Annotated in this window: 21 protein-coding genes; 20 read left to right on the top strand and 1 reads right to left on the bottom strand. The window is 42.6% G+C overall.

Annotated elements, in window-relative coordinates; translation table 11 throughout:
- Positions 1-26 precede the first annotated feature (26 nt).
- The 13 genes from LPY66_RS18330 (at position 27) to LPY66_RS18270 (ending at position 8,858) form a co-directional block, all read left to right on the top strand.
- Positions 27-578: a hypothetical protein gene (locus LPY66_RS18330; RefSeq protein ID WP_337985686.1), complete on the top strand. Its 552-nt coding sequence runs from the start codon at positions 27-29 to the stop codon at positions 576-578.
- Positions 571-2,268, top strand: coding sequence for a terminase TerL endonuclease subunit (locus tag LPY66_RS18325; protein ID WP_337985685.1), 1,698 nt, complete (start codon positions 571-573; stop codon positions 2,266-2,268). The genes LPY66_RS18330 and LPY66_RS18325 overlap by 8 nt, the downstream gene beginning before the upstream one ends.
- A gap of 13 nt (positions 2,269-2,281) precedes the next feature.
- Positions 2,282-3,505, top strand: coding sequence for a phage portal protein (locus LPY66_RS18320; protein ID WP_337985684.1), 1,224 nt, complete (start codon positions 2,282-2,284; stop codon positions 3,503-3,505).
- On the top strand, positions 3,495-4,091 hold the full coding sequence (locus tag LPY66_RS18315) for an HK97 family phage prohead protease (RefSeq protein WP_337985683.1): 597 nt from the start codon (positions 3,495-3,497) through the stop codon (positions 4,089-4,091). Before LPY66_RS18320 ends, LPY66_RS18315 begins: the two co-directional genes overlap by 11 nt.
- Before the next feature lie 15 nt (positions 4,092-4,106).
- The gene (locus LPY66_RS18310) at positions 4,107-5,264 is read left to right on the top strand and encodes a phage major capsid protein (RefSeq protein WP_337985682.1); all 1,158 of its coding nucleotides are present in this window, start codon (positions 4,107-4,109) and stop codon (positions 5,262-5,264) included.
- Positions 5,265-5,320: 56 nt separating this feature from the next.
- Positions 5,321-5,773 (top strand): hypothetical protein, encoded by a 453-nt coding sequence (locus tag LPY66_RS18305; protein ID WP_337985681.1) that lies wholly within the window; start codon positions 5,321-5,323, stop codon positions 5,771-5,773.
- Between the two features lie 14 nt (positions 5,774-5,787).
- Complete coding sequence (locus LPY66_RS18300; RefSeq protein ID WP_337985680.1) at positions 5,788-6,294, top strand: hypothetical protein; 507 nt, start codon at positions 5,788-5,790, stop codon at positions 6,292-6,294.
- 8 nt (positions 6,295-6,302) lie between these two features.
- Entirely contained in the window at positions 6,303-6,620 is a 318-nt protein-coding gene (locus tag LPY66_RS18295; RefSeq protein ID WP_337985679.1) for a phage head closure protein, read from the top strand.
- Positions 6,617-7,042, top strand: coding sequence for an HK97-gp10 family putative phage morphogenesis protein (locus LPY66_RS18290; RefSeq protein ID WP_337985678.1), 426 nt, complete (start codon positions 6,617-6,619; stop codon positions 7,040-7,042). Before LPY66_RS18295 ends, LPY66_RS18290 begins: the two co-directional genes overlap by 4 nt.
- A 4-nt stretch (positions 7,043-7,046) precedes the next feature.
- Positions 7,047-7,433: a hypothetical protein gene (locus LPY66_RS18285; RefSeq protein WP_337985677.1), complete on the top strand. Its 387-nt coding sequence runs from the start codon at positions 7,047-7,049 to the stop codon at positions 7,431-7,433.
- A gap of 12 nt (positions 7,434-7,445) precedes the next feature.
- On the top strand, positions 7,446-8,156 hold the full coding sequence (locus LPY66_RS18280) for a phage tail tube protein (protein WP_337985676.1): 711 nt from the start codon (positions 7,446-7,448) through the stop codon (positions 8,154-8,156).
- 55 nt (positions 8,157-8,211) lie between these two features.
- On the top strand, positions 8,212-8,529 hold the full coding sequence (locus LPY66_RS18275; RefSeq protein ID WP_337985675.1) for a hypothetical protein: 318 nt from the start codon (positions 8,212-8,214) through the stop codon (positions 8,527-8,529).
- A gap of 86 nt (positions 8,530-8,615) precedes the next feature.
- Positions 8,616-8,858 (top strand): hypothetical protein, encoded by a 243-nt coding sequence (locus LPY66_RS18270; protein ID WP_337985674.1) that lies wholly within the window; start codon positions 8,616-8,618, stop codon positions 8,856-8,858.
- Positions 8,859-8,988: 130 nt separating this feature from the next.
- Here LPY66_RS18270 and LPY66_RS18265 read toward each other — a convergent pair whose 3' ends face one another.
- Entirely contained in the window at positions 8,989-9,144 is a 156-nt protein-coding gene (locus tag LPY66_RS18265; protein ID WP_337985673.1) for a hypothetical protein, read from the bottom strand.
- Between LPY66_RS18265 and LPY66_RS18260 the strand changes: the two genes are divergently transcribed.
- The 7 genes from LPY66_RS18260 to LPY66_RS18230 are packed head-to-tail and all read left to right on the top strand — an operon-like array spanning position 9,137 to position 14,594.
- Positions 9,137-11,044 carry a phage tail protein gene (locus LPY66_RS18260; protein WP_337985672.1) on the top strand — a complete coding sequence of 636 codons (1,908 nt, stop codon included), beginning with the start codon at positions 9,137-9,139 and terminating at the stop codon, positions 11,042-11,044. The genes LPY66_RS18265 and LPY66_RS18260 overlap by 8 nt on opposite strands.
- Positions 11,045-11,047: 3 nt before the next feature.
- On the top strand, positions 11,048-11,392 hold the full coding sequence (locus LPY66_RS18255; protein ID WP_337985671.1) for a DUF6711 family protein: 345 nt from the start codon (positions 11,048-11,050) through the stop codon (positions 11,390-11,392).
- An 11-nt stretch (positions 11,393-11,403) separates the two neighbouring features.
- The gene (locus LPY66_RS18250) at positions 11,404-12,966 is read left to right on the top strand and encodes a hypothetical protein (protein ID WP_337985670.1); all 1,563 of its coding nucleotides are present in this window, start codon (positions 11,404-11,406) and stop codon (positions 12,964-12,966) included.
- The gene (locus LPY66_RS18245) at positions 12,966-13,379 is read left to right on the top strand and encodes a hypothetical protein (RefSeq protein WP_337985669.1); all 414 of its coding nucleotides are present in this window, start codon (positions 12,966-12,968) and stop codon (positions 13,377-13,379) included. Before LPY66_RS18250 ends, LPY66_RS18245 begins: the two co-directional genes overlap by 1 nt.
- The gene (locus LPY66_RS18240; protein ID WP_337985668.1) at positions 13,376-13,600 is read left to right on the top strand and encodes a hypothetical protein; all 225 of its coding nucleotides are present in this window, start codon (positions 13,376-13,378) and stop codon (positions 13,598-13,600) included. Before LPY66_RS18245 ends, LPY66_RS18240 begins: the two co-directional genes overlap by 4 nt.
- Entirely contained in the window at positions 13,600-14,037 is a 438-nt protein-coding gene (locus LPY66_RS18235) for a hypothetical protein (RefSeq protein WP_337985667.1), read from the top strand. Before LPY66_RS18240 ends, LPY66_RS18235 begins: the two co-directional genes overlap by 1 nt.
- A complete protein-coding gene (locus tag LPY66_RS18230) occupies positions 14,037-14,594 on the top strand; it encodes a hypothetical protein (protein WP_337985666.1) in 558 nt (185 codons plus the stop codon). The genes LPY66_RS18235 and LPY66_RS18230 overlap by 1 nt, the downstream gene beginning before the upstream one ends.
- Positions 14,595-14,603: the final 9 nt, after the last annotated feature.

Raw genomic sequence — 14,603 nt, 5'->3', positions numbered from 1 at the left:
TCAGATTTTGAAAGGAGTTGAGAATAATGCCAACACCGCCAAAGCCTTTTACGGTTTTGACATCAGAGAAAAAGTCGCACCGCACAAAAAAGGAACTGAAGCAGCGCAAAAAAGGCGAAGAGGCACTCTCAACCGGCACAACAATAAAGGCCCGCCCTGAAATAAAAAATAATCCGGTAGCCTATAAAGAATTTAAGCGGCTGAATGAATTGCTTGCCACTATTGGTAAGAACGATGCGATTCACGAAAACGTCATAAATAGATATTGCCTGATGTGTGCTGAATGCGTTGACTTTGAGGAAAAGAGGGAATCGTTTTATAGAGACATCGAAGAATTGACCAGAGATAAAGAGCGGCTAATTGAAAACGAAGAGATGTCGCTGAGTGCTTACTATAAAATGAAACACAATATGCAGACAACTATCATCAACTTGGATAGGCAAGTCCAGGCCAAGCGCAAAATGCTATTAGATATCGAAAAAGAAAACGTGATGACAATCGCTGCAGCACTCCGGAGCATACCAAAGAAAGAAGAAAAGTCATCAAACGCCTTACTGGAAGCGTTAAAAGATGGTTGATTCCATAAGAGAATCCCGTGCTTATACTTATGCTCAATGGTGCTTACCAACGGATAATCGCAAGGTCGGCAGATATGTTAAACTGCAGGCGCAATCATGGCTCGATATAGTTGACGGTAACGATCAAGAAGCATACGTTGATGAAAATACATTCAAACGTATCTGTAAGATACTCAAGCTAATGGTTCACCCGGACTTAAAATGCTCGATGTATGACGGGCTAGAAGATTATGCATGGCTATTGATTACCGCAACACTTTGCACAAAGCTACGCAACGATAAGAACATAGATATCCGGTATTATATAACTGCTTTGTTGGAGATCAGCCGAAAGAACTTCAAGACCTTCAATGCAGCGGTTATTTTCATATTGCTCATGCTGACCGATCCGCAGTTCTCGCGGTTCTTTTCTGTAGCTCCAGACTTAAAGTTATCAAAGGAATTACAAATCGCCATTAAAAAGATCATCAAAGTAAGCCCTGCGCTGGCTGATGACGGAGTATTCAAGCTGTTAAGAAGTGAAATCCGGTGCTTGCTTACAGACAGTGAGTACACGCCACTTGCTTACTCTGAGGATAAGATGGACGGTAAGTTAGCCAATGCTTTCTTAGCTGATGAAGCCGGGGCGATGGACAGTTACCCCATAGAAGCCATGAGGTCATCTCAGATCACCCTATTTAATAAACTTGGTATCATCATCAGCACCCAATACCCTAACGACGATAACGGGATGATTGATGAGATTGATATATCTAAAAAAATTCTTGATGGACTTGCAGACAACAAGCGCCGATTCTCCCTTTTGTATGAACCGGACGATGAGTTTTTAAAAGATGACAAATGGCAGACTGATGACCTGGTTATTTATCAGTCAAACCCAGTAGCCGCGGCGCATGACTACATTTTTGATGCCATCAAAGACATGCGAACTATGGCTATTTTGTATGAAAATAAGCGCGAGAATTACCTTTGTAAGCACAACAACATCAAGTATAAAGGGCTTGGTGTTGAGGGATACATTGAAATAACAAAAGTAAGAGAGTGCAAAATTAAAGAAGATTTGGCGTTTTGGAAAGGGAAACGCGTTTATCTTGGCCTTGATTTATCACAGACGGATGATAATACCTCTGTAGCTATGGTAACAGAGCATAAAGGGAAAATCTTTGGTAAAGTATGGGGATTCATCCCAAAAGACAAAAAGGATCTCAAAAGCAAAAAAGAAAATGTCGATTATAACCGGTTAATTAGGCAGGGCGCGTGCTTTGAATGCGGGGATGAGGTTATTGATTATAGCTTTGTAGAGAACTTTATTTTATCGTTAGAAGCTGTTTACGGTGTGGAAATTATTCAGGTTGGATATGACCGGTACAACGCTATAAGCACCGTTCAAAAACTCGAAGAACAGACATTAGAGTGCGTTGAAATTAAGCAACATTCAAGTGTTTTACACATGCCGACAAAGCTTTTGAAAGAATATATTCTTAAAAAAATGTTTAGGTATGACGAAAACCTAATGCTTGAAATAAACTTTCAAAATGCACGATGTACCGAGGACACGAACCTGAACAAATACGTAAATAAGAAAAAATCAGCCGGTAAGGTTGATATGGTGGTCGCGTTAATTAACGCGACTTATTTATTGCAACAAGATATGCTGTTTGGTTCAGATGTATTTGTGGCGCAAACGTAAAGGAGGTGAAAACGTGGGGTTATTCAGCAGAAAAAAGAAAGAGGAACGAGCCGAGGAAGTATCATTTGAAGATCCATTATTGCAAGCATTGTTAGGCACAACAAGCGTGACAAAATCGACTGCGATGCAGATACCTACAGTGGCCGGGGCCATTAGCTTAATAGCCGAAACAATCGCTAGTACGCCATTAAAACTCTATAAAGAGGGCGATGGACAAGCGGAAGAAGTAAAAGGCGATGTCAGAACCGTACTGCTTAATGACGATACCGGCGATACGCTCAATGCAAACGAGTTCTGGAAAGCCATAGTCAGAGATTATTTTCTTGGTAAAGGCGGATATGCCTATATTAACAAAGCGAAAGGCAAATATAAAAGCCTGCATTATGTTGATGAAACATATGTGACAATCCAGAAAAACACAGATCCAATATTCAAAGACTATGACATTATGGTTAATGGTAAGTCGTACAAGCCATTTGATTTTATCAAGATACTCCGCAATACAAAGGATGGAGCAAGTGGCACACCAATAACCGCAGATCACAGTAAAATTATTGAGGTTGCTTATGAATCATTGGTTTTTGAAAGCAACTTAGTCAAAAAAGGCGGCAATAAAAAGGGGTTCTTGAAGTCTGCTAAGAAATTAACCGATCCGGCAATGGACGCTTTAAAAGCAGCATATAAGAAACTTTATGGCAACAATGAAGAAAATGTCGTGGTTCTCAATGACGGCATTGACTTTCAGGAATCATCTAATACATCGGTAGAGATGCAGCTTAACGAGAACAAAACGACAAATTCAAGCGAATTGAGCAAAATATTCCATGTTTCGCCCGCGCTAATAAGCGGCACAGCAACAGAATTAGACATGTCAAGTCTTGCTAAGTTGGCCGCGATACCTTTGATGATCACAATCCAATGCGCATTAAATAAAGACTTCCTGCTCGAAAAAGAGAAGGGCGTTTTTTATTGGGCGTTTGATACTAAAGAATTGCTTAAAGGCGGCCTACTAGAGCGTTATCAGGCCTATGAAATTGCCGTAAAAAACGGCTGGAAAACCCGTAATGAGATCAGATTCCAGGAGGATGACGAAAAGATTGAGGGCATGGATGTCATCTCAATGAATCTAGCTGATGTAATCTATGACATTAAGGCAAAGACATATTTTACGCCAAATACTAAGCAAATAACTGATACATCAGGCGGAGGGGAGGTGGTGAATAAGGATGAAAGTTGAAATCAGAGCTGATGGGCTTCATATTTCCGGGTACGTCAACGTTACCGAAAAAATGAGCAGACCGGTAATCACCGGCAAGGGCAAAAAAGTTATCGAAGTCATTGAGCCTAGAGCATTTGAAAAAGCTTTAGAGCGCGTTGATAACGTGACGATGACAAAGGATCATGAGAGTTTTATCTTGGCAGAAACGAGATCAGGAAGTCTAACGCTATATGAGGACGCAATTGGCTTACATGCTGATGCAATGGTAACGGATGAGCAAACAATTGAAGAAGCCAGAGCGGGTAAATTAAAAGGCTGGTCTTTCGGTATGAAAAACATCGTTGACAACATCGAAGAACGAGCTGATTCTATTCCGTTAAGACGAATAAGCGGCTTAGACCTAGATCATATAACTCTGGTCGTAAACAAAACGCCGTTCTATGCAGCCACATCGATTGAGATGCGAGCTGATGATCAAACAGATGAAATAGAGAGCCGGGCATTTGAAGATCCCGTGAAAATTGTGGAGTGCGAAACAAAAAGCGCAACTCCACTTTTTGATAATTCGGCTTATAAAGCCAGAATCAATGAAATTAAAAAATAGGAGGATCAAAAAGATATGAAAAATCTTAAAGCACTTATCGAGAAAAGAGCAGAGCTGCAGACTGAAATGGACAGCTATGTAACCAAAGCCGACACCGAACAAAGAGCAATGACAGCGGAAGAAATCACCAAATTTGATGCCGCAGAACAGGCCATCAAGGACATTGACGCGACTATCGCCAGGGAAGAAAGAGCGCGTGCAACAGAAAAGAAAGAATTCAAAGAAGAAAAAACCGAAGAAAGGGCAGAAGTTCTGGAAGAAAGAGCTTTTGCTAATTTCATCCGTAAAGAATGCGGAATGCCGGTTGAAGTTCGTTCTGGTGAGCAGAATTTCACGATTGCAAACAACGGAGCGGTAATCCCGACAAGCATTGTAAACCGCGTCATTTCTACTGTAAAAGAAATGTCCCCGATATTTGCCAGGGCTACTATGTTCAGCGTGAAAGGAACACTGAAAGTCCCTGTTTACGGACTTGCAAACACCACGCATGACATTACAGTAGGCTATCAGGATGAATTCACGGATATTACAGCCGATGCCGGTGCGTTCACGTCGGTTGATCTTTCTGGATTCCTTGCCGGGGCGCTGACACTTATCGGAAAATCTGTTATCAACAACTCTGATATTGATGTTGTAAGCTTCATTATCAAGGAAATGGGAACCAAAATTGCCTTATTCCTTGAAGATGAATTGCTCAATGGAACTACAGACAAAGCAGAAGGTGCTTTATCGACCACAAATACTATGAACGCTGGTTCTATTTCAGCAATTACCGCCGATAACCTCATTGATTTACAGGCAAAAATTCCCACGGTTCATCAGGCTAACGCGTGTTGGACAATGGCTCCGGCTACATTTACCGCAATCCGTAAGCTAAAATATGGAGATGGAAAATATCTTATCCAGGACAGCTTTACTGGGCAAACTCCTTTTACTTTGTTGGGAAAACCTGTTTATCTTTCCGACAATATGCCGGCGATTGGAAGCGCGGCAAAAGCAGTTCTTTACGGTGATTATTCAGGCCTTGCTGTGAACATGCGTCAAAACATCGAAATGCAGATACTGAATGAAAAGTATGCTACGATGCACGCGGTAGGTATTGTTTCCTGGTTTGAATTTGATTCCGATGTAATCGACAATCAAAAACTAGCCACTTTAGTAATGTCCGTATAAATAAACGATAGGGCGGTGTAAAAGCCGCCCTTATTTTATGAAAGTGAGGGAAGATCATGAGTAATGTACCAAACTACACCGAGCAAGGCGGTGCAAAAACCGTCATCGGCGGTGAAATTGATATTGCGTCCGGTGGCAAATTTTCACTTGCAGGCGTGGATAAAGCGGCAATTCTGGCAAAGCTAACTGGCCTTACAGTTGCCGCGCTCGATGGAACAACCGGGAAAAAAGCATGCCTCACAAATGGGTTAAGCGTCATCACTGGAGGCACAGGCATTGCAGATATGTCTTTGGCGGCTCCTTCTCCTGGAGAGGTTGCTATCATACGCATTGATACGCTCACAAGCGGCAGTGTCGTTGTGACCGGTGGCACTAACGTAAAGCTATCAGGACTAAATATCAAGGCAACATTCGATGCAGTAGGAGAGGCCCTAGTGCTTGTTTACAAAGCAACTAACACTTGGGAAGTAGCCTTGAACATTGGTGGGGTTGTGCTTGCCGCATCATAAGGAGGGGATAACCCTTGAAAGTCAGTGAAATAACAAACGAATTACTTGCCAGTTACCTACGGCTTGACTTTGCAAGCATGACAACCGCCGAAAAGACGGAATTAACAACCTTAACCGGAGTTGCAAAGTCTTTTATCAGAGGTTATACCGGCATATCAGAAAGAACGATAACCGGCGAAGAAATAGCCATAGGTGATGGCGAAACTAAGGAGTACTACACGGATTATCCGGTAATTCCAGGCACAGAGTCAGTATATATCGATGGTGTTGAAATAACAGAAACAACCGACTACTTGCTTGATGATGCAACCGGAAGAATAAACCTTGTTGAAGTGCTTGCGGATAGCGCAGAACTCACGGGAGATTATACTACTGGGCTTGATGCCTATGAGGATTTTGTTATTGCTGTGTACGTTCTGTGTCAGGACATGTACGATAACCGATCTTTCTATGTGGATAAAAACAATATTAACAGAGTTGTTGATTCGATTCTCGGAATGCACTCTGTTAATTTATTGTAGGTGATGCTATGAACCCTGGAACATTAAATAAAAAAATCATCATAAAACAACAGCCGGTAAGCCAAGATGATTCAGATAAACCAATCAACACATGGCCGACGGTATCTGAATTATGGGCTTCAATCAACCCATTATCCGGTAGAGAATATTTTGCTGCACAGCAAGCCAATTCCGAAGTATCTCACAAGGTAAATATCAGGTATAACGGTTCAATTAAAGCGAATATGCGGATTCTTTACGGAGAACGCGCTTATGAAATTTTGTATCTGATTGATCCAGGGGAGCGCCATATCGAACTAAACCTGATGTGTAAGGAACTGCTATGAACAATGTGATAGGCGTAAAAGAAGTCCGGGTGCTGTTTGAACGGGTTGGGAAAGCTCCAGCAAAGGTTATGACAAAAGCTACAAAAGCAGGAGCAAACCTTATTAAAACCACAGCGAAGAATAATGCGCCGGTTGGCGAAACAGGAGCCTTAAAATCAGGCATAACCATAAAGGCTGAGAAATACCGCAAGGGCAAAAAAGTTTATCAGATATTTATGAAAAGCGATCCTCGGTTTGTAAAAATAAGCAAAACAGGAAAGAGAGCTTTTTATCCAGCATCCCAGGAATACGGATGGACAGACCAATACGGACATTACCATCCTGGATACAGATACATGAAAAAAGCTGCAGACAGTAACAGCGAAAGAGCAAAAGGTTTAATGATTCGTGTCATGGCCGAAGAATTAGAGAAACTGAGGTGATGCTATGGACTTTGAACAGGGATTAAAAACTGAATTATCATCAATCACTGGGCTTGATAACAAAGTCTTTGAAATAGCAGCACCTAAAGGGACTTCGGTTCCTTATTTAATTTACACACTCGGAGCCATAGAACGAGTTAAGACCCTAGACGGCTATGCCGGGCTAGTGCACGCGCAGTATCAAGTTGACGTATTTCACACCGAGGTATCAAGCCTTAGAACCTTAAAAAAGGCCGTTACAGACAAGCTGGAAACTTTGGATTTTAGACAGATCGGCGGTTCTGGCCCATACATTCAGCAGTCGGAAATAACCGACGATGGCAAAGTCTTTGAAGATCAAGTTAATTTCTATAAAGGAACAATCAGTCTAAGCGCAGATTACGAAGAATAAGGAGGGATAGTCTTGGCAAAAAGAGGACTCGGGACAACAATTAGTATAAACTCGGTAATGATTGGCGGGCTCACAAACATCAAGCCGCCAGAAAAATCCGCTGACACAATCGAATGCACAACCCTGGATTCATCTTCCGGTTACAGGGACTTTATACAGGGGTTTAAGGATGGCGGAGAGGTGGAACTGACCGGATATTATGACACAACCTATACCGGTCAAAGTAATATTGATACAGCCTATGAAAGCGGCACGACGGACACTTACATCATCACGTTCCCGAACAGCATGGGGACGTTTACTTTTTCGGGTATTGTCACTAAATTAGCGGGCCCCGGGGAAGCAAATATTAACGATCCGCTAGGATTCAACGCAACAATCAAGGTGCTTGGTAAACCAGTTCTCGGAACAACAGCATCCGGCGGATTAACAGCATTGGTGCTAACAGGCACCGGCGGCACATTGACCCCGACATTTGGCGCGGCGCTTCGTTCCTACTATTTCGGTGGGGTTTCTGCGACCAGCGTCACAGTCACACCGACAGCGGCAAGCCATACGATCAAACTGTTTGTGGATGGTGTATATTCTCAGGATATCACATCCGGACAGGCATCAACGGCAATCTCTTTGACGCTGAACGCACCAAAGAAACTTACTCTCATTTGTTACGAAGCCGCAAAGACACCCATTGTCTACGACATCATTGTGAACAAAGCCTCTTAATGAATAGGGCTGCCTAGCGGTGGCCCTTAATTTTTAAAACAGAATGGGGATTTTTATGAATAACGATATAGTCGCAATCAAATTAGACAAAGAAAGAACGCTCAAATTCCGCCGTAAAGAACTAAAGCGTCTTGAAAATATTTTCGGTAAAAAGATATCTCAAATTAACTTTGAGGACATTGATATTGATGGAATTACAAAGATGATTCACGCTGGATTATTGCATGAAGATGAGAGTCTAACTCTTGAAAAAGCCGAGGAACTTATTGATTCATCCGATATGTCATTCGGCGAATTAACCAAAGCCGTCATGGATGCGTTCAGTATTTCAATGGGCGGCCCCAGGATTTCCGGTGAAGAAACAAAAAACTAGAAACGGATAGCGACTTTGAGTATGACTGGGAAGAGTCTTTAAAGACCGCTATCCGTATCGGAATAAAACCGTATGAAGTGGATCTATTGACCATTCATGAATTAAATCTAATGATCAATGGATACAACGAAAAAGCAAAAGAAGAACGCAAAGCGGATATAATGGCCGCTTTTTATTCTGCCTATTTTTCAGGACTTAAAAAGCTGTCTGGTTCTGATTTGCAAAAGATATATGACGCAATAGACAATCCGCCAAAAGATGAAATGACAGATGAAGAGATGTTTAACGCTGCCAAAAGGTTTGCGGCTAACTTCGGTGGAGGTGATTAGATTTGGCGATAGTAAAAAATATCCTTGTTCGTGTCGGGGCTGACATCAACCCGTTACAAAAGAAAATGTCAAGTGCTCAGAGTACAATTGGCCGATTCTCCAATAAAGCTAACACCTCCATGAATGGGTTTCAAAAAACAATGCAATTGGCAAGCCGTTCAACTACTATGAGTATGGCTGGTGTAGCCGGCGCTTTATCAATGGGCGCTGTTGGATTTGTTGCTTTAGGCGCTGCAGCGACAGCGGCATTTGCCGCAGTATCTGTCGGCGGCGTAAAGATGGCCATGACATATGAATCTTCCCTGCAGCAAGTTAATCGGATTATGGGCAATAGCGCACAGGCTTTCGAGAATTGGGCTAATACGCAAGCAGCATCCTTCAATATGTCTCGGGCAGATGCTATGCAATATGGGGCAGTATACGGCAATCTGATGAGCAGTATAACATCAGATCAAGCACAGGCCATGCAATATACTACTGACCTTTTGAAATCATCTGCTGTCGTAGCTTCAGCGACTGGAAGAACGATGGATGATGTCATGGAAAGAATTCGGTCAGGTTTACTAGGTAACACAGAAGCTATCGAGGATCTTGGTATCAATGTCAACGTGGCCATGTTGGAAAGCACACAAGCATTTCAACGGTTCGCAAACGGTAAATCATGGGATCAATTAGATTTTCAAACACAGCAGCAAATAAGGTTATTCGCCATTTTTGAACAATCATCTTCAAAATTTGGCACTTCGGTATATAACAATACGGCATCCGGATTGATGCAGTTCACCGCGTTACTGAAAGACGCTCAATTGAACCTTGGACAAGCGTTTCTGCCTATTGTGAATTCGGTAATACCGATATTGGTTTCATTTGCTAATAACCTGAAATATGTTACTGGTGTTTTCTCTCAATTCATGCAAGCTCTGTTCGGGACGAATACTGAACAAGCAAAAAATGTTCAGGTAGCCACTAAAGCAGCGACAGCGCAGAATAATTTAGCAAAAGCCACAAAGGCGGCAAGTGCAGCGGCAAAGCGCGGCGTCGCGGGATTTGATGAAATCAACCAATTACAAGAAGCTACTGCCAACAGCGCTGATAGTGCATCGGGCGCATTGAGTAGCGGAGCATCTGCCGGAAGCACAACAGGGGCCGAGGGATCGGAGACAAAAATATCGCAAGGCATACTTGATTTTGCAAATAAGGCGAAATCGGCGCTCGCCCCGGTCGGCGAATATTTCCGCGAGATTGGCGGGTATTTTAAACAGTTCTGGACGAACATTCAGCCAGCGCTTCAACCTATCATTGCATTTCTAAAACAAATGTTTATTCCAATATGGGAAACAATCAAATTTGTTATTGTTGCCGTATTTGAATTTATCAAAGATGTAATAAAAGGTTCCATTGATATTATTCAGGGCATAATTAAAGTCTTTGGCGGGATTATAAAAGGCGATTGGTCAATGATATGGGATGGTATAAAAGACATCCTAAAAGGCGCTTGGGAAGCGATATACGGCGGCATGAAACTTATAGCTACTTTTATGCGACAGATAGTCTTGGAATTAGCATACGCAATTAAAACAACTTGGGATGCATTGTGGGGCGGAGTAAAAACAACAGCAAGCGGCGTATGGGGTTGGCTAAGCACAAAAGCGTCGGAGATTTTCAATGGGATCAAAGCCGGTATTTCCAACGCCATGATAGCCGCAGGGAATGTCGTGACAAATGTTTGGGAAGGAATTAAGAACACTATCAAGGGAGGCATAAATTGGGTAATTGATAAAATAAATTACCTGATCGACACAATAAATAGCATAAAGATAAGTATTCCTCCGCTGAAGGTAGCGGGAAAAACGCTCTTTGAAGGGGCTTCGCTTGGGTTCCCGCAAATAAATAAAATACCATTGTTAGCTAATGGCGGTATCGTAAACAGCCCGACACTCGCTATGATTGGGGAATCAGGCAAAGAGGCTGTCGTGCCATTAGAAAACACATCATTTGTTGATACCTTGGCGAGCGCAATCGGCACCGCGGTATTAAACGCTATGCAGTTTAGTCAGGGCAGCAATACACCACAACAAGTCCAGGCCGTATTTAACCTTGAGGGATCGCAGTTTGCCAGGGCAATTGCTCCGCTGCTTGATAAGGAAAATGCACGGCGCGGCAATATGGCCATACAGGGGGTGTAGGGAATGATCACAATTAACGGCAACGCAATTCCTATACCCTCATCATTCGGTATCGGGATACAGGACATCAGCAAGGCTGAACGTAATGCCAGAGGGACAATGATCATCGAGCGGATCACGACAAAACGGAAACTTGAACTCGGATGGTCATATCTCTCAAAAACAGATTTGGCGGCATTGCTTACTGCTGTGTCGCCGGTTACTTTTACAGTAGTTTACCCCGATGCGCAAACGGGGGCGAATAGATCCGGAACGTTTTACTGTGGGGACAGGTCGGCTGGCATGATTGATTACAGGGGCGGAATACCCCGCTATAAAGATGTGAAATTTAGCTTAATTGAATGTTAGGAGGCGGTTAAATGCAGACCGTATCAACTCAATTTATGACCGCAATCGCTGCCGCCTCCCGGCAGACTACCGCAAAAGTCTTGTTTCACTTGGTCGATGTCGATGCTGCACCAGATGCCACAATCACGGTAACTGGCGAGGCTAGCATCAGTAAAAAGGAGCAGCTCACGAATTCATTGACAGACATGACCGCGAAACTGGCAACATTAGAGAATGATTACTGGTCCCTAGACGGATCCTTTGTATTGCCGCCGGAATCAACGGAGACAGGCTATGAGGTTGGGTGGTGGAGTTCAGAGTTAAGTGGTGTTGGTGGGGCATTTTCAACGCCACAAGTTCTAACGCTGCAGTTTTCCAAGGATCACAGTGTTATTGGCTTTTCAATATATTTTGATGTACTAGCGGATGAATATGCCTCTGACTTTACGATTGTAGCCTATGACAGCCTAAATGCGGTTATAGACACCCAAACAATAACCGGAAATACGACGGCAAAATATATAATCGAGCATACTATTTCAAACTTCCGCAAAGTGGTTATCACAATAACAAAATGGAAGTCAGCAAACCGAAGGGCTCGGGTTGCAGAGGTCGGTCTTGGCGTCATCTATGAGTACGATGGCGACACTCTGATCAAGGCTAACATCCTTGAAGAACTTGATCCAGTAAATACTGAAGTTACTGGAAATGAAATCAAGTTCACGATTGAGAATGCGGATAAGCGTTTCAACCTACTCAACCCTACAGGCGTTTATCCTGCCCTCCAGAAGCTTCAGAAAGTCTTTCCTTACCTTGGAGTCATAACTGGCGGAACATCCTCAGAATACGCTCAAATGGGCGTGTATTACCTTGATGAATGGCAATCAGACGAAGGGGCATTAACGGCAACATTCACGGCCCACGACCTTCTTTATGTCCTTGCGCAAAGCGAATATGCCGGTGATACTTACGTCACTGAAACGCTTTATAATATCGCCGTCGAAATTCTAACAGCTGCCGGTTTGGCTGCGGATTATTACGAAGTTGACACGGCCCTTCAAAGTATCACGACTTCTGGCTCACTCGCAAAAATGAATTACCGGGAAGCCCTTCAAAATATTGCTATCGCAGGAATGGCCGCTTTGTACTGCAATCGGCAGGGTAAGATCATTATTAAGCAGCTTGGAAGTTTGTCACTAACTGAAACTATAGATTTTGACAATATGTACAGTTCGCCAAAAATAAGCCTGGATAAACTGGTCAATACGATAAAAATAACTTCAGGAGAATCAACCTATACTTATACGGATCCGCTTAAAGATTCCGACGATCAAGTTGTAACAATTGAGATAGAAAATACGGTTATCTCTGACGCTACAATGGCACAGAACGTATCTATATGGGTTCTGGCAGAGCTTAAAAAACGGTTCCTGTATGAGATAAACTGGCGAATGAATCCGGCCTATGAAGTAGGCGACATTCTGACAATTGAGGATGATTTTTCGGAAGATAAGACCGCCAGACTGACAAAGCAGGAATTTACCTATGAAGGATATCTCGCGGGAAAGACCAATGCAAGGGGGGCTGGAACGTAATGGCCTGGATTACTCCAAAAACAGACTGGGACGATCAAGATTATTACAATTACGGCGACTTGAACAGGGTCGAGAATAATACGGATTATCTCGTCGGTTATATCCTTGGTAACATTGGTTTTAACCCCACAATAACCGGGATAAAAACTTCATGGGTTAATACTGATATTTCATTTTATAACGACCTGAACAAAATCGAAGGCAATATTCAAGCCTGTCGGAACATTTTTGCTGGTGATCCGCTCGGGTGGGAAACGCCGAAAACGTCATGGAAAAGCCTTGATAAGTTTGACCATATCGATGCAAACCGGCTTGAAAACAATCTCGCAAGGATTAAGGCGATGGCCGAAAACATTGTGGACGCCTATCTCCAGTGCGGTAATTTTATATGCGGGGAGGGAACTGAGCTTTGAGTTATACACCAACAACTTGGACTGATCGGAACGTCCAATATCCAAACCGTTACACAGACGAACTGTCAAATGTAAAAACACTCATGCCATCCCCGGGGACAGTGACGGACGCCGGTGTTAACGTAACGGCTGCCAGAATGAACAATATTGAGCAAGGTATTGTAAAAGCAAACGCGGCCCGGGATATCTACTTATACAAAAATATAGGAGGTAGTTTATAATGCCAGCAAATACAACACCAATTTTCCCTTTAACTCCAAAAATATCATGGGGAACAGTACTGACAGCAGATGGGACAGCAACAAAAAATCATGATGGAACAGCCGCAGGCGCAGTGTTATTATTTACTGCTGGAGCTAATGGGTCTATTGTAAACGAGATTAAGGCAACTCCATTGGGTACAAACGTAGCAAGCGCCCTTCGTATCTTTATTAATAATGGGTCTGCAAATACTACGGCTGCAAATAACGCTCTATATTCAGACGCTGCATTACCAGCTATTACAATAGCCGAGAATACTGGTCAATCATCGGTACAAGTATTGAAGCCGGATGATAACAAGCCTATTACTTTACCAGCCGGATATAAATTATATGCGTGTGTTGGAACAACAATGGCTATAGGTTGGCATGTGGCTGTAGTTGGTGGTGATTATTAATGCCCAATATGTTTAATAGTTTTCCTAGGCCTATTCCGGATAGTGGTGGAAAGACAATAAAAAACATTCAATCCGGTTTAGCGACATACACGAATAAAACATCCTTAGATATACCTATTTCTCCCGTTGATTTGACTAAAGCGGTAGTATTTGCTGTTAAACCATTTTCAGGTTCAACCCTTACGGATGAATTTGGAAATATTAAGGGAAAGTTGACAAGTGGTACAAATTTACGTTTAGAATCGTCTGCCGCTACGGCAGTTGTACAGTCAATCCACTGGGTAGTAATTGAATTTAATAACGTGAAGTCACTACAATATGGCGATTATTCCTGGACAACAAATACGGCGGCATATGCTACGGAAAAAGCAGTTACCGTGTCTCCTGTTGATATTAATAAAACGTTAGTATTTATATCTGAAAAAACGTATGATTCAGGTTATTATTATTTGGATTATTGGGTATATGGCTATATGTCAGATAGCACAACCTTAAAACTAAAACGAAGGGATTATTCAAACTGCACAATAACGTATTATATTATCGAGTTAAAATAAGGAGGTAAT

Source organism: Dehalobacter sp. DCM (assembly GCF_024972775.1).
GTDB lineage: Bacteria > Bacillota > Desulfitobacteriia > Desulfitobacteriales > Syntrophobotulaceae > Dehalobacter.
Note: the sequence above shows the minus strand (reverse complement) of the source record. Positions and strands in the feature narration are given on the sequence as shown.